The 19934-nt window shown below is 57.3% G+C and carries 13 protein-coding genes and 5 pseudogenes; 8 read left to right on the plus strand and 10 right to left on the minus strand.

From position 1 onward, the window contains the following. Positions 1-89 precede the first annotated feature (89 nt). The 4 genes from NL532_RS30190 to NL532_RS30205 form a co-directional block, all read right to left on the minus strand. Positions 90-1142: a quaternary amine ABC transporter ATP-binding protein gene (locus tag NL532_RS30190; protein WP_023829697.1), complete on the minus strand. Its 1053-nt coding sequence runs from the start codon at positions 1140-1142 to the stop codon at positions 90-92. 71 nt (positions 1143-1213) lie between these two features. Continuing rightward, positions 1214-2254, minus strand: coding sequence for a glycine betaine/L-proline ABC transporter substrate-binding protein ProX (gene proX / locus NL532_RS30195; RefSeq protein WP_155923858.1), 1041 nt, complete (start codon positions 2252-2254; stop codon positions 1214-1216). Between the two features lie 196 nt (positions 2255-2450). Further along, the gene (locus NL532_RS30200; RefSeq protein ID WP_286487848.1) at positions 2451-3242 is read right to left on the minus strand and encodes an ABC transporter permease; all 792 of its coding nucleotides are present in this window, start codon (positions 3240-3242) and stop codon (positions 2451-2453) included. Positions 3243-3754: 512 nt separating this feature from the next. Then, positions 3755-5404, minus strand: coding sequence for an ABC transporter substrate-binding protein (locus tag NL532_RS30205; RefSeq protein ID WP_023697245.1), 1650 nt, complete (start codon positions 5402-5404; stop codon positions 3755-3757). Positions 5405-5811: 407 nt separating this feature from the next. Between NL532_RS30205 and NL532_RS30210 the strand changes: the two are divergent. From NL532_RS30210 to NL532_RS30225, 4 genes and pseudogenes are all read left to right on the plus strand, one after another. Further along, positions 5812-6927, plus strand: a pseudogene (locus NL532_RS30210) (alcohol dehydrogenase family protein). Between the two features lie 11 nt (positions 6928-6938). Beyond that, a complete protein-coding gene (locus NL532_RS30215; protein WP_023697246.1) occupies positions 6939-7520 on the plus strand; it encodes an enolase-like domain-containing protein in 582 nt (193 codons plus the stop codon). A 100-nt stretch (positions 7521-7620) separates the two neighbouring features. After that, a pseudogene (locus tag NL532_RS30220) lies at positions 7621-8088 on the plus strand (proline racemase family protein); the annotation flags it as partial. Between the two features lie 100 nt (positions 8089-8188). After that, entirely contained in the window at positions 8189-8581 is a 393-nt protein-coding gene (locus NL532_RS30225) for a proline racemase family protein (protein WP_280799954.1), read from the plus strand. An 18-nt stretch (positions 8582-8599) separates the two neighbouring features. On the opposite strand, the gene NL532_RS30230 is transcribed toward NL532_RS30225, so the two are convergent. From NL532_RS30230 to NL532_RS30245, 4 genes are all read right to left on the minus strand, one after another. Then, positions 8600-9613, minus strand: a complete 1014-nt coding sequence (locus tag NL532_RS30230) for a LysR substrate-binding domain-containing protein (protein WP_023697247.1) — start codon at positions 9611-9613, stop codon at positions 8600-8602. Positions 9614-9826: 213 nt separating this feature from the next. Continuing rightward, positions 9827-11173: an NAD(P)/FAD-dependent oxidoreductase gene (locus tag NL532_RS30235; protein WP_023829698.1), complete on the minus strand. Its 1347-nt coding sequence runs from the start codon at positions 11171-11173 to the stop codon at positions 9827-9829. Then, positions 11161-12060: a dihydrodipicolinate synthase family protein gene (locus tag NL532_RS30240; RefSeq protein WP_023697249.1), complete on the minus strand. Its 900-nt coding sequence runs from the start codon at positions 12058-12060 to the stop codon at positions 11161-11163. Before NL532_RS30240 ends, NL532_RS30235 begins: the two co-directional genes overlap by 13 nt. Next, positions 12061-13491, minus strand: a complete 1431-nt coding sequence (locus NL532_RS30245) for an aldehyde dehydrogenase (protein ID WP_245265580.1) — start codon at positions 13489-13491, stop codon at positions 12061-12063. It abuts the gene before it with no gap. A gap of 623 nt (positions 13492-14114) precedes the next feature. Here NL532_RS30245 and NL532_RS30250 point away from each other — a divergent pair. Both NL532_RS30250 and NL532_RS30255 read left to right on the plus strand, forming a co-directional pair. Then, complete coding sequence (locus NL532_RS30250) at positions 14115-15128, plus strand: proline racemase family protein (protein ID WP_023697251.1); 1014 nt, start codon at positions 14115-14117, stop codon at positions 15126-15128. A 47-nt stretch (positions 15129-15175) separates the two neighbouring features. After that, entirely contained in the window at positions 15176-16000 is an 825-nt protein-coding gene (locus NL532_RS30255) for a tautomerase family protein (protein WP_286487849.1), read from the plus strand. Positions 16001-16299: 299 nt separating this feature from the next. Here the strand turns inward: NL532_RS30255 and NL532_RS30260 are convergent. Together NL532_RS30260 and NL532_RS30265 are read right to left on the minus strand one after the other, a co-directional pair. Then, a pseudogene (locus tag NL532_RS30260) lies at positions 16300-17442 on the minus strand (acetyl-CoA C-acetyltransferase). 52 nt (positions 17443-17494) lie between these two features. Next, positions 17495-17973, minus strand: a pseudogene (locus tag NL532_RS30265) (CoA-transferase); the annotation flags it as partial. On the opposite strand from NL532_RS30265, the pseudogene NL532_RS30270 reads away from it, so the two are divergent. Both NL532_RS30270 and NL532_RS30275 read left to right on the plus strand, forming a co-directional pair. Then, a pseudogene (locus NL532_RS30270) lies at positions 17956-18102 on the plus strand (IS5/IS1182 family transposase); the annotation flags it as partial. The pseudogenes NL532_RS30265 and NL532_RS30270 sit on opposite strands and share 18 nt — an antisense overlap. A gap of 264 nt (positions 18103-18366) precedes the next feature. After that, on the plus strand, positions 18367-19605 hold the full coding sequence (locus NL532_RS30275; protein WP_023829699.1) for an ATP-grasp domain-containing protein: 1239 nt from the start codon (positions 18367-18369) through the stop codon (positions 19603-19605). Positions 19606-19934 lie beyond the last annotated feature (329 nt).

Genomic DNA, 19934 nt, shown 5'->3' on the forward strand with positions numbered 1-19934 from the left:
GAGGTCAGAATATAGGGCAGAAATCCGCCCGAAACTAACAATTAAAAATGATGTAGCTTATGCGCTACGGTTATGTACATGGAGAACCGCTAAAGCCGGTCCTGTATGCCGCGCAGGAGAGACGACGCCGTGACAATGCCCATGTCTGCTCCCGCGTCGTCAACGACCACCAGCGGTCGGTTGTCATGTCGATTGGACAACGCGATCAGTTCCTTGATTCCGGCGTGCGGTCCCAGGCGTGGCGCGTCGGCCAGGGCCCTGCCCTCGCCCAAGCCCGCATAGTTCGACATAGGCGACATTACCGCCTCGGCCTTCAAGAGATTCAACCGGCTGCTTCCCTGGACAAATTTTTCGACGTACGGATCCTTTGGGCTCCCGAGGATGTCTTCAGGAGAGCCGATCTGAAGCATTTTGCCGTCTTTCATGACACCGATCTGGTGCCCCAGCCGGACGGCTTCGTCCAAATCATGGGTTATGAAGAGCGTCGTCTTGCGCAACTTGTTGGATAGCTCTTTGAACTGGTCCTGCAGTTCCCGGCGAATGAGAGGATCGAGCGCTGAAAATGGTTCATCCATCAACAGGATGGCTGGATCGGCCGCCAAGGCCCTGGCGAGGCCAATTCTCTGCTTCATCCCTCCTGAAAGCTCATCGGGATAGCGTTCACCCCAGCCGGACAGCTGGACCAGCTCCAGCTTTTCCTCTGCAATTTCATAGCGTTGCCTGACGCTGACCTTCCTGAGCTCAAGGCTCAATGCCACATTGTCGCGGACTGTTCTGTGCGGCAGCAGCGCCACATTCTGGAACACCATTCCAATCGACCGGGCGCGAAGCTCGCGCATCTCATTTTCGGATTTCAGGTTGATGTCCTCGCCGCCAACAATGATTTGGCCCGCGCTGGGTTTAATCAGCCGATTCACATGGCGAACTAACGTTGACTTTCCGCTGCCGGAGAGCCCCATGACACAGAAGATCTCCCCGGCTTCTACCTTGAAGGAGACGCCGGCAATGGCGACCACGCAGCCATGTTTCTCGAGGAGAGTAGCCTTCGAGAGGTACTCGCGTTGTATGTCGGCAAGGTCGAATTTCGAAGTCGTTCCGAAGACCTTCCACACGTCCCTGAATTCGATGGCATGCGCTGTCAAGGGTGGTCTCCACGTTAAGTAGGTTCGGCCCGGCAGCTTAAGCCACCGGGCGCGCCTATCGCATCCAGCGATTACTTCGCCGCCTTTGCCTGGGCGATCCAGCTGTTCCACTGGTCGAGGTGCGCCTTCTTCCAGTCCTCGGCATGACGACGAATATCCTCGTTGGATTTCTCACCCTTGTGAATGAGAAGGTTCTCGTCATCGATGTCCTGGATCGGGATCTCGACTTGCTCGAACCATTTGTTAGCGACAGGGTTTTTCTCGAGGAAGCCGTTGTTCGCAAACACATGATGGGTGTTGACCGAGAACCCGAGGTTCCCAGTGCCGGGAACTGTCGTCACGGCGCCGGACTGTTCATCGGGCAAAGACGTGAAAGGGACGGTCAGCCATAAAACGTTTTGGCCGTGGCGAAGGATGCCGTTGACCCAGGTGGGGGTCCAACCGTAGTACAAAACAGGTTTGCCCGCCTGCACGCGCTGAATGACGTCTGCAATCAATGCGAAGTATTCGCCCTGATTATGGGTCACGGTAGCCCGAAGCCCATACGCATCAAGCTGATGCTCGATGATACGTTCGCAGCCCCAGCCAGGCTCACAGCCGTAAAGGTCCGCTTTGCCGTCGCCATCTATGTCGAAAAGCTTGGCGATCTTCGGGTCCTTCAACTGGTCGATCGTCTTGATGCCATACTTGTCGGCCGTCGCCTTATCGATCGAGTAACCCTGGATTGAGTTCTTGGCGAGCGTGCCCACCCGATGAGCCTTCGCGTCGCCCCCGGCCTTCTCGGCGAAGGCGATATGCAAGGGGTACCAGTGCGGCGTGTAGTAGTCCGCGTCGCCGTTGGCCACAGCTATATGGGCGACAGCAACCTGGGTTTGAGAAGGCTCGTCTACGGTATACCCCATATCCTCAAGGCCCAGCTTCACCACATAGGCTTCGAACAATTCTTCTGCGATGCCATCGTACAATGGCCTCACGGTGACGCCAGTGCCCGGGAGGTCTTCGGCCACTGCATATCCAGGATACACCGCTAGGGTGCCAAGCACTGCCACAGCGGCGGCAAGCCGCCGAAAGCACCATCTCATTTCACGCCGTTCACTCATATTAGCTCCCATTGTTGTTAAGTGGACACTCGTTGCCGGCCACCTTCCGATCCTCCACCAGTCGCCCGAGAACGTTGGAAGGTTTTGACGACACTTGTGACGAGCGCAGCTGGGCCCCGCTGGTACCAGGCAACGTGGGCGAACTGCCTGCTCTTGGACATCGCGGATTGGGTCAGGCGGTCCAGGATGATCGCGAGAAGGACAATTCCTATTCCCGCTGTTGCGGCCAAGCCGATGTCCAGGCGGCCGATGCCGCGGAGAACCATCTGGCCAAGCCCCCCACTGCGATCATGGAGGCAACAACAACCATCGAGAGCGACATCATCAGCGTCTGGTTCACACCCGCCAATATGCTCGGAAGGGCGAGCGGAATTTGAGCCTTGAAAAGAAGCTGGCTGTCTGAGGCCCCAAAGGCTCGCATAGCCTCCACAACCTCTTCAGAGACCTGCTGAATGCCTAGCGTAGTCAGTCGGATCACGGGCGGCAGGGCAAAGATGATCGTCACAATAACGCCTGGCACATTGCCGATGCCGAACAACATCACCACGGGAACGAGATAGACGAATGACGGGATCGTCTGCATTGTGTCGAGGATTGGCCGGCAGATAGCGGCAGCGCGCTCGCTGCGCGCAGCCAGGACGCCTAGGGGAATGCCTACGATCGTGCAGAACAGAACTGCGGTGAAAACGAGAGACAGCGTTGTCATCGTCTCACCCCAAATGCCAAGGAGCCCGATGACTACCAATAGACCGACGATCTGAAGCGCCAGCCGCCACCCGGCAATTTGCCAAGCGATCAATCCAAAACAAAGGATTGTTATGACGGGAGGGATTCCTTTGAGTGCGCCGTCAAATGTCCTGAGAAGCTGGTCGATCGGCCATTTCAAGCTCTGAAAAAACGGCCGGTATTGCTCGACAACCCAACCCAAGCCATTGGCGACCCATTGATCAAACGGGACGTGCCAGCTTTTGAAAGGATCTAAAACGTCTTCAGGCTTCACCAAATTTCCTTTCAACCAGGATTTTGGTCAATGACTCCACGGCCCCATGCCAAAATGATCGTCGCCCGGGCTACAGTCTTGACCAAATACGTCTCCGGCCTCTGCCAAGGCTAACAGTCGTCTGGCGGATAATGCCGCCACATGGTGGAGATCTATGCCGCGTTGTGCTTAGCCGTAACTGACCTGTTTTCCTTGAGACTAGGCACTCAGCTCACGGATTAGGATATCCCATCGTAACGTTTCTGAAACGCTACCGGCGCCGCCATCACAAAACAACCGGATAAAAAGTTATGTCCCGCAAGCCTAAATGTTATCCGATGGGGGCTGGGCGCCTGCCCACATTGGAGGCGCACGGTCCATTCTCGCGCCGGCACTGCGCCCGCTAACACCGACGCAAGGGTTCGCTTCATAATGAGGAGAAAAGCGAGACCGCAGCCGGGATACACATCATCCCGGCCGGCAGAACCCTCATAAACGTCGGTCGCGGACAGGCGCATCAGTCGACCAGGGCTTCAGGCTGGGGCGAGCCAGACCTTGCCGAGGTCGATTTCGAACGTCGGGTGCATCGGAAAGCCCCTAACCTGCTTCGTGGAATGATGAAACACCGAGAGCCAATAGGGCTGAATGATAATGCCTGAATCCTGCAGGAGCGTTTCAATGTCCTGCATCAGCGCTTTCCGCTTGGCCGGATCCGGCACCGACAATGCCGCGTCCAGTTTCTCGTCGAACTTCGGGTTTGACCATCCTGTTTCATTCCATGCGACACCACTTCGATAGGCCAGAACCAGGTTCTGTACCCCAAGTGGCCGGTGGTTCCAGTTTGTGATCGAAAGTGGATATTTGAGCCAGTCGTTGTAGAAGGTGCTGCTGGGCAAAACCGCCCGCTTAACCTTAAAGCCTGCCTCGCGGAACTGCGCCGCTATCGCGTCGCCGGCGTCCTTAAGCCAATCCGTGTCTGGGCTAATAATATTGTGCTCGAAGTCCATCTGACCAGCCTCGGCCATCAGCCGCTTCGCTGCCTCAACGTCCCGCTTCTTTTCGGCAACGGGATAATACTCGGGATGTATGGGCGCTACATGATAGTTAGCGGCAACCGTGCCCCGGCCATCATTCGCAATCTGGAGGATTGAGGCATTGTCGACCGCCAATTGTAGCGCATTTCGGACGCGCTGATCGTCATAAGGCTTGTTTGTGACCTGTGTACGGCACAACAACGTTGTCGCAGTCTTCGCCTCAGATACCACTAGACCGAGTTTGTCATAGACCCCGATACTACTAGCGTAGGTCTGGTAGTTGGCGTCGATCTCGCCAGACTCAAAAGCGCTTGGGACAACCGTTGCATCGGAGCCGTAGTCAATGAATTGGACTTCGTCCAGGTATGCTTCACCGCCCCACCATAGTCCGTTTGTGCGACGCTTGAGAACGGCCCTTTGGCCCACATCCCAGGACACCAACTCAAACGGGCCCGTACCGACCGGATGTGCAATGAGGTCAGACCCATTTTTCTCGAAGTCGCGGTGAACGACGAGAGCGGGATAGTCCGCTATCCCAGGAATTATGGTGATGTCGGGTTTCGAGAGCTTGAGTTTTACGGTGTGGTCGTCGACTTTTGTAATGGCCCCATCCTGCGCCTTGCCTGTTTTCTCGTCGATGAGTGAACTCAATCGCGCGGCCATCGAGTTGCCAGCCGCGTCTCTCTCGCACCAGCGTTTGAAGTTAAAAACTACGTCATCGGCGGTGAAATCGTCGCCATTGTTCCACTTCACACCTTTGCGCAGGTGCAACACGTACTCCTTCGCGTCTTCACTTATGTCCCAACTCTCGAGCAGCCGCGGTTCAAAGGTGTATTCGGTAGTGTACTTGACCAATGGTTCCAGGAACTGCCGGTAAATATTGGCCAACTCCGAAACGTCGACCGTCCGCGGGTCCTTCGCGCCATAGACGATCATGGCGACCCGCAAAGTTCCCCCTTTGGTCGCAGCCTCTTCGGCATGAGCCGACGGAACCGCACCCAGCATAGAGTATGCAACGGCCGTTGAGGCGCCGAAGATGGAAGCGAGTGCCAGGAATTCCCGCCTGTCCATTCCGCCCCGCTTGACGTCTGATGCCAGACTGCCGAAAAGTTTGGGCAGACGGTCGCCATTTCTGCTGAAAAAACCCATGTGAACCTCCCCAGAGAGTGTAACAGGCGGCGCCGACACGGACAGCATCGCTTAGTTGCGTCGAGGCGCAGACGGCTGAGAGGCTCCTGCGGAGATCCAGCGCGGCGTCAGAGTCCGCCCCTGTTCTCGGAAACGGTAGCGACTCACCCACCTTAAAACAAGGTAAGATAAAGTTATGCGCGCCGCTAGATAAAGTTATGCGGCTCTAATGAATGTGATAGACGTTCGCCGCTGATTACCAGCGACTGGGTCCGCAGCCGCAATCAAGCTTTGGAACAAGACCTTCCGGCCTCATAACATTTATTCTTGCCGTTCATAACTTTTCATCCGGTTGTTTTGTTTGGGCTGTCTCGCTAGCGTCGGCGTCATCGTGCGCGAGTATGTAATTCACGAAGGGATATTGTCGGATGAGCCGCGAACCTGTCAATTTCTTAAGAGGTTCCGCCGCCGAAATTCCCGAAGTGATGACCGGGGTCCTGCTTGTCGGGCATGGTGGCTTCGAAAAGCTTGAATATCGCAATGACATCCCCGTTCCGAAGCTTGGCCCGGCGGAAGTCCTCATCCGTGTTGCTGCTGCAGGTACAACAATACAGACATAAACACGCGCATCGGCTGGTATTCGAAAAGCGTGAAAAGTAGCACTGACGAGGGTGCCACGCAGTCTCAGGACGCAGACGCGACCTGGACGGGTGTGCCCATGTCCTTTCCACGTATCCAGGGGGCCGACTGTTGCGGTCACATCGTACGCGTCGGGAAGGACGTAGACCCCAGCCGCATCGGCGAGCGCGTCATCAATTCGAATACCCTCCGCTTTTATGTCAACTACCGGCCGATGGAGAGCTGGGTGTTTGGCTCGGAGTGCGACGGGGCTTTCGCGCAGTACATGAAAGCGCCTTCATGTAAGGCCCATAAGGTCGACTGTGATTGGAGCGACGTTGAGCTTGCTTCGATATCATGCTCCTATTCGACGGCCGAGAACCTCCTCCATCGCGCCGGGGTGAGGCCGGGCGAACATGTCGTCATCACCGGCATCTGGGGGGGGCGGATCCGCGGCAGTGCAGCTGGCGAAAAGGCGAGGAGCCTTCGTAACTGCAGTTGCAGGCTCGGTGAAGGCCGATGCAATGCGACAGCTAGGCGCCGACCGGGTGGTTCCCCGCGGTGAAAGCCTCGTCAAACACCTTGGAAGAGAAACCGTTGACGTTGTCGTCGACGTAGCCTCAGGGCCCGCTTTTGCCGACCTCCTCGATGTCTTGACGAAGGGTGGACGGTACGCGGTCGGTGGAGCGATAGCAGGTCCCATCGTCGAGCTCGATGTACGTACTTTGTATCTCAAAGATCTCACTTTTTTTGGCTGCACATTCCAGGACGACGTCGTTTTCAGAAACCTCGTGTCCTACATCGAAAAGGGCCAAATCCGTCCGCTCGTTGGGAAAACCTACCCCTTAAAGGACATCGCCACAGCCCAGAAAGAATTTTTGTCGAAGACCATCATCGGAAAGCTCGTCCTGGTCATACCGGATTGAAAAGAAATAAGATGCTGGAACTGAAGATTGCAAAAATTGAAGTCTTTCAGGTCGACTTGCCCTACTCCGGTGGCGTTTATCAATTGTCGAGAGGCCGCGAATACCGCACATTCGATGCAACGATCGTGCGCATGACCACGCATAACGGGCTTGAAGGGTGGGGTGAAAGCACTCCATTCGGCGCGAACTACGCAGCAGCTCATGCATTGGGTGTTCGATCTGGAATCGCCGAGATCGCGCCAAGCCTGATAGGCTTGGACCCTATACGCGTTGACCGCATCAACGATGCGATGGACGCAGCCCTCATTGGTCACGAGCATGCGAAGACCGCGCTCGACGTCGCATGCTGGGATCTGTTCGGCAAATCGGTCGACCTGCCGGTTTGCGAGCTATTGGGGGACGCACAGACTTCAGAATGCCGGTCGTATCATCAATCTACATGGGCGAACCCGACGACATGCGGAGGCGTGTCGAGGAGTACCGGGCGATCGGGTATATCTGCCATTCGATTAAAGTCGGAGGCGAGCCTGGTGAAGACGCGGCTCGGATTGCGGCTTCACTTGCAGACAAAAAACCCGGCGAGTATTTTATAGCCGATGCGAACGGCGGAATGACCGTCGAAACGGCGCTCCGCGTGGAGAAAGTGGTCGTCTCCGGACTACCTGAATTGCCCGAGGGGACGGCATTTGAAAAATGAAGTTTTTTCGAGACCACCATGACGACATCCGTCTGTTTTTCCTGCGCGAACCCCGCGGCAGCATGATCCAATCCATCAATTTCATCGTGCCCACAGAAAACCCCGAAGCGGCAGCTGCATACATTATCGCCGAGGCGGAAGAATACCCGGAGATGTCGGGCGGCAACACGATCAGTGTGGCGACCACAATGCTGAAGACCGGCATGGTTCCGATCACAGGCCCGATTACCCGCTTTAAGCTGGAGGCTCCTGCAGGGCTCATCGGGATCGAGTGCGATACCTCCGATGGGAAAGTCGGTGCTGTGCGGTTCATCAACCAACCCGCATTCGCTTACTGCCTGAACAAGACCATCCAACTTCCAGGTTTTGGCGATTTGATTGTCGACGTCGGCTATGGAGGCATGACCTACGCTATTGTTGGTGCCCAGCAGTTCGGTTTCGACCTCGTTGCGTCGGAGGGGCGCCGGCTCAGTGACCTGGGCCAGGAAATCAAGGCAGCTGCTGCCGCGCAGATACCGGTGACCCCATCCGCTGAACCCCGAGCTTCCCGGCATTACACAAACGATGTTCGTGACCCCGGTGCAGCGTTCGGAACGGGGGGTAGAATCGAAGAATGCCGTGGTCGTATCGCCGGGACGCATAGACCGGTGTCCCCGCGGCACAGGCACCTCTGCTCGCCTGGCTGTGATGCATGCGAAGGGCGAAATCCAAGTGGCTGAGCAGTTCACTCATAAATCGCTGATCGACTCCACATTTATTGGAGAGATAGTCGCTACTACGGCGGTGGGCCCCTACAACGCGATTATCCCGGCTGTCAGCGGCCGTGCATGGATCACCGCAAAATGCTCCTACATCCTTGAAGCAGATGACCCCTACCCTGCAGGATATGCGATCACCGACACTTGGCCGGAAATGAAGCAGGGGCTCGTGTCGGTCACAAACAGGACGCTCGCCTAGTCCACTGCACTAACAATATTAGAAGTTATCTCGCGAAGTCGGCTCCAAGAGGTGGCTCTCATCGCTGCCTGCCAAGGTTGCTCGGCCCTGCTCGGTGGTTACCGGCACCGCCGGACTCAGCCCTACCGCCTGTGTCATAAGCCAGTCGCGGAAAATCTGGACGTCTTCGCGCCCAAGCGCGGCATCCGGGATAACAAGATGGTGCTTTCGACCCGTCAGATAGCTTTCCGGCAACGGTCGTATCAAGGCGCCTTCATTGAGGTAGTCGCTTACCACGTGACGCCACCCCAACCCGATCCCGTAGCCTCTGATGACTGACTGGATCATAGTTGGATAATTATTGAACGTAATCGCACGCTTGAAATCGGCCGACACCCCGAACTGCTCGAGCCAGCCCGCCCAATTGAAGGGTGACCAAGGGTATACGGACCAATGTTGGTCATCCATATCGAGCAGCACCTCGTTGACCAGATCACTGGGCTTCACAATGCTCGGCGAGTGCGGGACATATGATTTACCGCAAATCGGGAAAACTTCCTCCGCGAAAAGTTCGGTTGCCGTGAACCCCGGCCGCGGCAGGTGGCCCATTACCACGGACAGATCAAAACCGTCGGTCGCCGGCACGGGGCTACGTTCGAGGGAGACCAGGTGCAAATCAATATTCGGATTGCTCATGATAAAATCGCCGATCCTGCGGCTCATGAACATGGTGGCGAACGACATCGGCATCCCGACAGTCAACCGGCGCGCCTTCTTCCCTCTCCGCACACTATCAAAAGCCGTGGCGATGTGGGCGAGGCTGAGGGTCGTTGCTTCAAACAACTCCTCCCCCGCCGGGGATAGTGAGACCTTCTGGTTTCCTCGGTTGAAAAGCTGGGTGTCGAGGTGGTCCTCAAGGGTCAAGATATGGCGGCTCACGGCTGCTTGAGTGACAGAGAGCTCGTTGGCAGCCTTCGTAAAACTCAAGTGGCGTGCCGCAGCTTCAAATGCACGCAGCGCACTCAACGGCAGCCGTCGATAATCCTTCGACATGACTAATGGTTATCCCGGCCCGGATAAAAAGTAAATCGCGGCCCTTCGGTGCGCCCATGTCCGAATATGCGGTCGTCAAGGCGGCGGCGGATTTCATTCGATAAGAGCGTGGCGTGCGCCGACGGGCGGGGCAGCCAACGCAACCCGCGCCACGGGCCTTGGCAGTCAAGGCATGAACTCCCGTCAGACCGAAAGCCGGTGGCAAAAGTCAGGCTATTCGCGTCCGGCATGCCATTCTCTGTAAGCTAGGTTCAATCGCGCGCCCACGTCCGTCAACGGCCGCGGCGGCAAAGTCTGGGGCTTGTCGAACGCGCTGAATATTTCGCCGAGCGGGGACCGATGGCCGACCAGAAGCTCGGCGATCGCAATGCCTGCAGATGTGGCCTTGGTCCCACCTATGCCGTTGCATGCACATGCGGCATAGATCCCTTCCTCTAGTTGGCCGAACAAAGGCACCGAGTTCCGGGTGAGCGCCATCGCGCCTGCCCAACGATACTGCATTTTCAAGTGGCGGTGGTCGGGAAAGCGGTCCGCGAATTTGCGATCGTGAAGGGCACCCGCTCGCTTCATCGAACCTGGGCTAGCTTCGATATTGGGGTTGTAGGTGTAGCGCGAGCGTATGAGCAGTCGGTCGCCATCGGCTTCATTTATACGCCGGATCGTCGTGCCCATAGGTGCCGCCGGCGTGGCGCCCCATTTCCGGGATCCGCCAAGCGTGGACGGCATAAATGGCTCAGTCAGCGAGGCGTATGTAAATACGTGGAGGAGTTCACCCGATCCGAACCCGAAGCTCTCCGCATGGCCGTTGGTTGCCAGGACCACACCGGCGGCACTGACCCTGCCCTTAGGAGTCTTTACCGTGCAGCCGGTTGATGAGGTCTCGATGGATAGGGCCGGCGTCTGCTCGAACAGCCTGACGGGCTCTTGAAACAAATCCGCAATTGCCCTCACCATGGCGGCGGGCTGAACCATCACAGCGCCAGGAGTGAAGAGCCCCGATCTGAACGATCGCGTTCCGGTAAGGTCCTCGATCTCCGCCACATCGAGTAACTTGTGAGATTCACCCATTGACTGGAGCTGGGACGAGTACAACGCAAGATGCTCTGTGCCGGCCTCGGTCATGGCCACACTGTATTTTCCACTCGGATCGAAGATGTCCTTATCCCAACCATGCTCCTGCGCCATGCGGGCGTAGTGCTGGATAGCGGTGCGAGCGACCAAGATCTCGCTGCGGTTTTTTGCGGCGGCATCCACACCGAAATTGCCAGAGGCAATGTCGTGGGGCAAATCAATGAGGAACCCGGAATTGCGGCCGCTGGCACCGTTTCCGACGACATCGGCATCTATCACAACAACCGACAGTTTCGGATCAAGATCTGCCAACCTGACAGCGGCTGCCAGGCCCGCAAAGCCCGCGCCGATGATAACAACATCCGAATTGATGTTAGCATCAAGCGCGGGCTGTGGGGTCCTGGGAGGAAGCAGTGCCGTCCAGCCGGATTGCGCGCCGTGGTTGGGAAGGCGGCGCGCATGGAACGTCTTTTTGATCATCGTACGGATTCTTGCTTGACCAATGGGCCAAGCGCCTCCCTAAGCGCCGCAATTCGTTCCGCGGGCACGGGCCTGAAAGGCTTTCTCACAGGACCGCTGCCATAACCTGTAATCTCGGCCGCCGCGTAGGCGCTGGGGACATAGCCGCCGTAGTCGCCCTGCCAGAGCAGCGACATAATGGGCTCCAGAGCGCGCCACTGGGCCCGCACATCATCCCACCGTTTTTCCTTCGCGGCCTTGACGATTGCCACGCACGCACGGGGAGTAACGTTCGCGCCCCCCCAAATCAGTCCCGAACAACCGGCAAATAGGGAGAATGGCACGAGCGGATCGGCACCATTAAGGATTTCCAGGCCAGTCCCGATCAGCTTGACCTGTCCAGCCAAGTCTCCACTGCTATCCTTGATCGCACGGAACTCAGGAAGTTCGCAGAGCCTGCGAAGCAGGTCGGGGGTTATGCGTATACCGACTGCCTGGGGCACGTTGTATCCAATGATGGGCAGACCGACCTTGGCCACTTCGGCATAGAAGTCGAACACGCTGTCGTCATTCGAAGGGCCTTCGAAGAACGGCGGCAGGAGCATGGCACCGTCGGCGCCAGAATCCTTAGCGAACTTTGTTCTGTCGACCACATCGGAGGTGAGCAGCGCTGAGGTCTGGGCGATTACTTTTGCCCGTCCGGCAACAATGCGCGCACCGCGTTCGATCAGCGCCTTCGACTCGTCCGGCGACAGGTAAACATGCATACCGGTGCCGGAGCTGAACACGAAGCCGTCTATGCCTGCGGCCAGATACCGCTCCACGTGCTCCTCTAGGCGATTGAAATCGATGCGCCCGCTAGCGTCGAATGGCGTGGTGATTGCCAGATTTAGACCCTGGAAAGCGAACGATGACATTCAGAAACCTCCGTGTGAGCTGCCCAGGTCAACCCACAGGGTTTTAATCTGGCAATATTGGTCGTGTGCATGCAGGGATTTGTCACGGCCGCCGAAGCCGGATTGCTTGTAACCGCCGAATGGAGTGGCGGCGTCACCTTCTCCGTAGCAGTTGACGGTCACGGTTCCTGCTTTGATTGCACGCGCAGCCCTGAGCGCGCGAGTGCCGTCGCCAGCGAATACGGACGCCGCCAGGCCGTAGTCGGTCTCGTTCGCCAGCGAGACTGCCTCGGCAAGAGATTTCACCGCAATCACTGAGAGGATCGGCCCGAAAATCTCTTCCTTGACGTGCCTGCCTTCGTGGCGCTGGAATTCGATGATTGTGGGCTCGATTGTCGTCCCGTTTAACGCTTTCCCGCCGATGATCACTTTGCCGTCGTGGTCGAGATAGCTGCTGACCTTCTCGAAATGGGTCGTCGAGACAAGCGGTCCGATGCGGGTGTCCGAGTCCAGCGGGTCTCCCACAATCCAGGTCTTGCTGACTTCGACCAACCTCTCGAGCAGACGATCCTTGACGTCCTCATGGACAAACAGGCGAGAGATCGCCGAGCAGTTCTGGCCCATGTTCCAGAACGCGCCGTTGGCGATATGGGCGGCCACAGCATCGAGATCGGTGGCGTCATCCATGACGATGCACGGGTTCTTGCCACCCAATTCAAGCACGACTTCCTTCAGGTTGCTCTCAGAGGAGTACTTCAGAAAACGTCGGCCAGTGTCGGTGGAGCCCGTAAAGGAAATCGCATCGATCCCCGGATGGCGGCCGATTGGTTCGCCGACGTCGGGCCCATCACCTGTCACAACGTTGAAAACACCGGGCGGGACCCCAGCATCGAGCGCAAGTTCGGCCACTCGCAACGTTGTGAGCGACGTCTCTTCGGCAGGCTTAACAACGATGGTACACCCCGCTGCGAGTGCTGGGCCGATCTTCCAAGCCAAGGTCAAAAGCGGGAAGTTCCAGGGGAGCACGATACCGACCACGCCGATCGGCTCGCGAACGATAAGGCCAAGAGATGCGTCGTTCGCTGGCGCCACCTCATCATAGATCTTGTCGATTGCCTCCGCGTGCCACCTGAGGCTGTTTACCGCCTCGGGCACGTCGATGCTGATGCAGTCGCCAATCGTCTTCCCGCTATCGAGGCTCTCCATAAGTGCCAGTTCGGACGTATTCTCCTCAATGAGGGACGCAAGTCTGAGGAGAACCTTTTTGCGATTTGCGGGTGCAAGCTTCGACCACCGACCATCGTCAAGCGCCTGCCGGGCAACGACAACGGCTTTGTCCACATCGGCCGCCGACCCTGCCGGAAGCTTAGCCAAGACCTGGCCCGTCGCAGGGTTTCGAGTTTCAAACGTTTTACCGGATAGAGCAGGCGTCTGCACCCCATCAACGATCATCTTGGTCGGCAATCCGAGTGATTTGGCCTGCGTCTTGTAGTCGACTTTATCCAGCACTTCTTTCTCCCTCGTGTCACAAAGACATCGACAACACTGATCTTTTGAGTTCGACCTGTATGCCGCCGGCTGCATGCCCATCCTATCTCCGGAAAGACGGGAGCAAACTTTGCTGACCCAGCTGTCGAAACTGGCTCTGATGCGCAGCTTTGAGGAACGCTAGAGGCGTACAAACACTAAAACAACCGGATAAAAAGTTATGCGCAGCAGGCCTAAATGTTATCGAACTTAACCGGCTTCGTGCCGAAGCAGTGACCCTATCTGAGTGTCGGCATGCAGGCGTGAAAGGGAAGCCGGCGCAAGTGATCTCAACTGACGAAAGTTGACTCTCGCCGGGGGCCTCCCAAACCATCCGCGTGCTTGGCCATTGACAAAAAAGGCGTGGATGGGTCGTGCAAAATATACAACGGATGTGTCGCGACCATTCTACGGTGGTCAGTCAAAGCGTCGTACGATCGGTCGGTAGCCCCGTTGAAGGCAGCCTCCAACGACGCCGTTTCATCGCGTTCACCGTGCACATCGGCAAATGTTTGGCCGGATGCCGACACCAGCAAGAGCGAAAAGCCATGAAATTCAGCCACAGATTATCAATTGTCGATTCACATACAGCTGGTGAGCCAAGCCGATTTGTAGTTTCGGGTTTCCCGAGGATACCGGGTTCGACGATGGCCGAACAAATGGGCAATCTGATTAACGACTTTGACTGGATCCGCCGGGTGACGATGAACGAGCCCCGGGGGCACCGCGACATGTTCGGCGGTGTGATCGTACCCCCCGTCAATCCGACTTCACATGTCGGTGTCGTCTACATGGACGGCGGCCAGTTTTACAACATGTGCGGACATGCATCGCTTGGTCTATGCGCGATGCTGGTGGAGACTGGGCAGGTTCCACGAACCGGCTTGAAGACGGAAGTCCGATTAGATACGCCTGCCGGGCTGGTGGTTGGAACGGTTTCGACCAACGACGCGGGGGATGTGGAAGCGGTTTCCCTCATCGACGTCGCATCTTTTGCTTTCGCGCTGAATCAGTACGTCGATATTCCGCAGTACGGCAGAGTCCGCGTCGACTTCGGCTATGGCGGCAATATTTTTGTGATCGCTGAGGCGGCAGATCTAGGCTTCCAGTCCATAGACCCGGAGCATACGACCGACTTGATCAAGGCAGGCGTGGCGTTGCGCCAGGCAGCAAGGCAGCAATACCGTTTCCAGCATCCCGAGCAGCCCCATATTAACGGGATAGACCTTGCTATGCTGACGGCTCCGGCATCGAGTAGCGCCACGGATTCCCGTAACATCGTGATACTGGGCCAAGCCCAAGCGGACAGATCACCCTGTGGCACTGGCACTTGCGCGCGCATGGCTGTGGAGCACGCAAAGGGCAGGCTTGGAGTTCAAGAGCGTTTTAGACACGAAAGCTCCATCCGGACCTTTTTCGATGCCCGCATTCTTGAGGAAACAACGGTAGGTCCGCTGCCTGCCGTGATACCCGAAATCAGTTGTCGACCTTTTCTAACCGGATTTAGCGAGTTCGTCGTGGATCCAGACGATCCATTGGGGAATGGGTTCACACTTGGATAACACTTGGCGCGGCAACCAGTTGATCCGCCGATGTAAGGAGTCAGCCCGTGCGAGTTCCTCACCTCCAGAATCGTAACATATTCATTGCAGGGGAGGACCATACGTTCGCTTGTGATTTAACGAAATCCTTCGCAACAGCCGGTGCCAAGATCATTCGACCGGTCGATACGATCGAAGACGCTCTCGACTTCATCACCTCCTCAAAGTTGATCGACGGGGCAGTGCTGAGCGTGAACGATCAAGGCAGGGCCACTTTCGTAGCGGCCGAACACCTACGACGGCGGCGAATACCATGCATATTTGTGCTGGGTTTCAAAAGCTCCCCAATTCCTGATGAACTCAAAGGTATCAGGTACTTTGAGAAGCCGGTTGATTCTCACCAACTGGTTGGACTCATGGCAGAGCTGATTGCGGCTCAGATAACCGCCGGGTACGTCACCGGACAATGGATCTCTGCAAAGAACGAGAAGTCTGGGAACGTTCATAACCCACGGTTATCGGGGGCCCAGCAATACTCATTTGAAGACTGGCTGCTGAGCGCGTTATCTCGTGGCTCGGACCTCTCTGGTTCTGGACAGGAGTTGGACACCGATGAGGCAAGTTCCGGCCCCTATCGCGGAATTTTGCAAGAGACGTGCAAAGGCGAGCCTCGCCAGCTGCCACTAACGTACCCTCGGAAGGAGCAAATCATGCCGGTTATTCACATTGAAACGTTCAAATCAGACGACGACAAAAAAGCATATTTGGCAACGGAGATCACCAAGCTGTTCTGTGACAAGATGAACTTGAAGCCGGAGCAGATCCACGTGGTCTTTGATGAGTACGAGCCGAACAACTGGGCAACCGGCGGCAAGCTTTGGTCAAGGAAGTGAAGGCGATTCTGCTGATGCTTCCCTCAGCTCGTGGTTCCAGCTGTGTCCCGACCTCCAAAAAATGCGTTCTGTCTACCCCGAGATCCCATCGATAACATCGCCGACCAGAGGGCGACGCCGGCGACATCCATCAGCTATCTCGAACTTAGACCTTCGGGACAACGGAGGGCGCACATTTGGCCTCAGAGGTTGCAAGAGTTCCCACATCCGCAGCATTTGAGCGCGCCTCGATTGCCGCTTTGATGTCCCGTCGCGCCGACCCCATTCTTGTCTATGCGCTGCTCCCGGTTCGCTATTGGTCAGTTCATCGCTTCGATGCACAGGGCGAACCCATGCCGCCGCCGATGCACAGCGTAGCGAGACCCTTCTTGGCGCCGCGCCGGCGCATTTCGAAGACCAGCGTGTTGAAGATGCGGGCACCCGAAGCACCGATCGGATGGCCGATGGCGATGTCGCCGCCATTGACGTTGACGATCGAGGTATCCCAGCCCATGTCCTTGTTGACGGCGCAGGCCTGGGCGGCAAAGGCCTCGTTGGCCTCGACAAGATCGAGATCGCCGATCGACCAGCCGGCCCTGGCCAGGGCCTTGCGCGAAGCGGGAATGGGTCCGGTGCCCATGATCTGGGGATCGACGCCGGCGGTGGCCCAGGACAACGATACGCGCCAACGGGGGTGATGCCGCGCCTGACGGCTTCCGCTTCGCTCATCAGCAATGCGCCGGCGGCGCCGTCGTTGATGCCGGAGGCGTTGGCGGCGGTCACCGTGCCGTCCTTGTCGAAAGCCGGCTTCAGCTTGGTCATGGCGTCGATCGTGGCGCCGTGGGGGATGTACTCGTCCTGGTCGACAATGGTGTCGCCCTTCTTGCCCTTGATGGTGACGGCGACGATCTCGTCCTTGAACTTGCCGGCCGCCTCGGCCTTGTTGTGCGAGGCGACCGCGAACTGGTCCTGATCGTCACGGGTGATCTGGAACTGGCGCGCTACGTTTTCCGCCGTGTTGCCTATGTGATAGCCATTGAAGGCATCCCACAGAAGTCGCCCATCTTGACGGCGGCGCGCAGGTGCTGGGCATGCGTCGAAAGCGACATCGATTCCTGCCCGCCGGCGACGATCACCTTGGCATCGCCGGTGGCGATCTGCTGCATGCCGAGCGCAATGGCGCGCAGGCCCGAGCCGCAAACCTGATTGAGGCCGCAGGCGGTGGTTTCCTTGGGCAAGCCGGCATTGATCAATGCCTGGCGGGCCGGGTTCTGACCCTGCGCCGCGGTCAGCACCTGACCAAGGATGACCTCGTCGACCTCGGCGGGTTCGACACCGCCACGCGACAGCAATTCCTTGATGACGACGGCACCGAGCTCATGCGCCGGCGTGGCGGCGAAGGTACCGTTGAAGGACCCGACGGCCGTGCGTACGGCACTGGCAACAACGATGGAATTGCTCATGATGGCTTCCTCTATTTTCGAACTGAGCCTTGGCTCCGGCTGGCGCCAAGCCTCAATTGACGATCGTTGCTTCGGTGGCATTGCGGAGTTCACTGTCGGTAACACCTTCTGCCAGTTCCACCACCTTGAGCCCGCCCTCAACGACGTCGAGCACGCCAAGGTTGGTGATGATCCGATCGACCACGCGCTTACCAGTCAGCGGCAGGGTGCAGCCTTCAGCACCTTGGACTCCCCGGGCTTGCCGGTGTGATCCATGACCACCACCACCCGCTTGAACCCAGCGACCAGGTCCATCGCCCCGCCCATGCCTTTGACCAGCTTGCCTGAGATCATCCAATTTGCCAGATCGCCGTTCTCGGCAACCTCCATCGCGCCGAGAATCGCCATGGCGGATCCTGCCGCCGCGGATCATTGCGAAGCTCTGCGCCGAGTCAAAGAAGGCCGAATGCGTAGTGCGGTCACCGTCTGCTTGCCGGCATTGATGAGATCTGCATCGACCTGATCCTCAGTCGGAAACGCCGATATGCCCAGCGGCATCTCGTCGAATGTTGCTTCTCCAAGCTCAAGCAGTTCCGCCGGGTCGCAACCCGCTTCGAGAAAACCGCCCGCAACTACCGCGCCGTTGTCACTCTCGCGGCTATCGTCCTGTGGTTGCGGTAGATGTCCACACGGCCTAGCGCACACAAAGCGGGATCACTGACCGGTCAAACTGGCGTTCGTTGAACATCGCAGCCCTCCGAAATTCGTCGAGAGGCTGCGTGCCACACAGCCCGGCCCCAAAATGTTGCAACAGGTCTTTCAACTAATTTTACAGTATCTTTGCGATCGCCAAGCGCTGACAGTGGTACTTCACCGCAAGGTCTGAGATCAGCGCGGACTACGCTCGAGCCGCCGCACAGCAAGCAATGTCGGAGTCAAAAGCCCATGGCAAGAAAAGCGCTCATCTTGGTTGAAGGTCATAGGGGTAATGGTCCGCTCCACGTCCAAGCGGCTCAGCGTCTTGGCCTTCATCCAATTACGCTAGCGGCTGATCCGGCTCAGTACGGATATCTTGCGGCGGACAGCATTGAGGCTATTCGTGTTGATACAAGCAATCTCGATGCGCTGATCCGCGAATGTTCCCGGCTGCGTGCTGCGTATGACATTACTGGCATTACTGGCTTTGCGGGCGACGACGAGTCAGTCCCTGCGACAGTCGGCAAGCTCTGCCAGCACTTCGATCTACCGGGACCCACCCCCGCATCGATTGAACGATGCTGCGACAAATTCGTTCAGCATCAGGTTCTCGCGGAGGCCGGCGTTCCGGTACCTGCTTATCGCGTGGCAGCAAATGCAACGGAGGTGGAAAGCTTTGCCACGGAGATCGGCCTGCCGGTAATTCTTAAGCCACCTGCAGGGAGCGGCAGCATCGGTGTCCGTTTGTGCCGCAATGTCGATGAGTTGGCCGATCATACGACCTATCTGTTAGGCGGGAAAATATGGCGTTCTTCCCCGAGAATACTGGTAGAAGAATTCGCACAAGGCCCGCATTATAGCATTGAAATAATGGGAACTGAGGTCATTGGGATTGGCGTCCTTGACTTCTGCAGCCCCCCCCATTTCGTCTATCGTGATCTCACCTATCCGGCCGTGATGACCGATGAAGATTATAATCGTATCACCGATGTTTCACTGAGCTGTTTGCGAGCTCTCGGCCTTGGCTGGGGGCCGACGAACATTGAACTCCGGTGGACGAAGCGTGGCCCAGTCGTCATTGAAGTCAATCCGCGTCTTGCGGGTTCGCCCGCTCCTGAACTGGTTCAGCTAGCTTATGGTGTCGATCTCGTCACCGAGCACATCAAGCTTGTGATCGGTGACGAATGGAATTTACGCAGAAGCAATTCGCAGACTGCGGTCGCGTGGTGGCTGGTTGCTGATCGTGATGGCACGCTCGAGTACTTCGGTGGCGAGAGTCTGGCGGCTACTGTACTAGGTGTCGCCGAGGTCAAATTCTACATTGAATCCAAGACGCCGATCATCAGGAAAGGCGATTACCGAGACTGCATCGGACACGTCATCGCCGCATCACCTTGCCCCGCTAAGACCGAGACCATACTTCAGCGTGCTTCAGATTTAATCGATTGGTCGATCACACCATTTCCGAACGTTTGCGAAAAGGGATAGTCCGCGGCTCTTCTCCGCACCTACGCAGGCGAGTAACGATGTTTCCGAACCGTCGTTCGGGAGGTGTGCCTCGTCCTCAGATTGAACGAAGCGGCTGCTGCATTTTGGTGTGTAGGTTTGCGGATGAGGCTACTGTTTTGAAGGATTGCGGCTGTTGAAGCGCAATCTTGAAGAACAGGAGATGAGATGGCCGAGTTAAACCTCTGCGCCGACCAGATCGACGCACCCGAACGAGACCGCGCCCCCAACGTGCTCCTACCTGCTGCAAATCGCCATGCTTGGCGGCTATCTCGCCCGCAAACATGATCCGCCTCCCGGTAACATGGTCG

It is taken from the genome of Mesorhizobium sp. C120A, assembly GCF_030323105.1.
Classification (GTDB): Bacteria; Pseudomonadota; Alphaproteobacteria; order Rhizobiales; family Rhizobiaceae; genus Mesorhizobium.

What these genes read in the sequence shown, in the direction of transcription:
- proX (WP_155923858.1), bottom strand. Translation starts at nt 2,254, where the DNA reads ATGGGAGCTAATATGAGTGAACGGCGTGAAATGAGATGGTGCTTTCGG.
- NL532_RS30205 (WP_023697245.1), bottom strand. Translation starts at nt 5,404, where the DNA reads ATGGGTTTTTTCAGCAGAAATGGCGACCGTCTGCCCAAACTTTTCGGC.
- NL532_RS30215 (WP_023697246.1), top strand. Translation starts at nt 6,939, where the DNA reads ATGCTGGAACTGAAGATTGCAAAAATTGAAGTCTTTCAGGTCGACTTG.
- NL532_RS30225 (WP_280799954.1), top strand. Translation starts at nt 8,189, where the DNA reads ATGTTCGTGACCCCGGTGCAGCGTTCGGAACGGGGGGTAGAATCGAAG.
- NL532_RS30230 (WP_023697247.1), bottom strand. Translation starts at nt 9,613, where the DNA reads ATGTCGAAGGATTATCGACGGCTGCCGTTGAGTGCGCTGCGTGCATTT.
- NL532_RS30240 (WP_023697249.1), bottom strand. Translation starts at nt 12,060, where the DNA reads ATGTCATCGTTCGCTTTCCAGGGTCTAAATCTGGCAATCACCACGCCA.
- NL532_RS30245 (WP_245265580.1), bottom strand. Translation starts at nt 13,491, where the DNA reads ATGATCGTTGATGGGGTGCAGACGCCTGCTCTATCCGGTAAAACGTTT.
- NL532_RS30250 (WP_023697251.1), top strand. Translation starts at nt 14,115, where the DNA reads ATGAAATTCAGCCACAGATTATCAATTGTCGATTCACATACAGCTGGT.
- NL532_RS30275 (WP_023829699.1), top strand. Translation starts at nt 18,367, where the DNA reads ATGGCAAGAAAAGCGCTCATCTTGGTTGAAGGTCATAGGGGTAATGGT.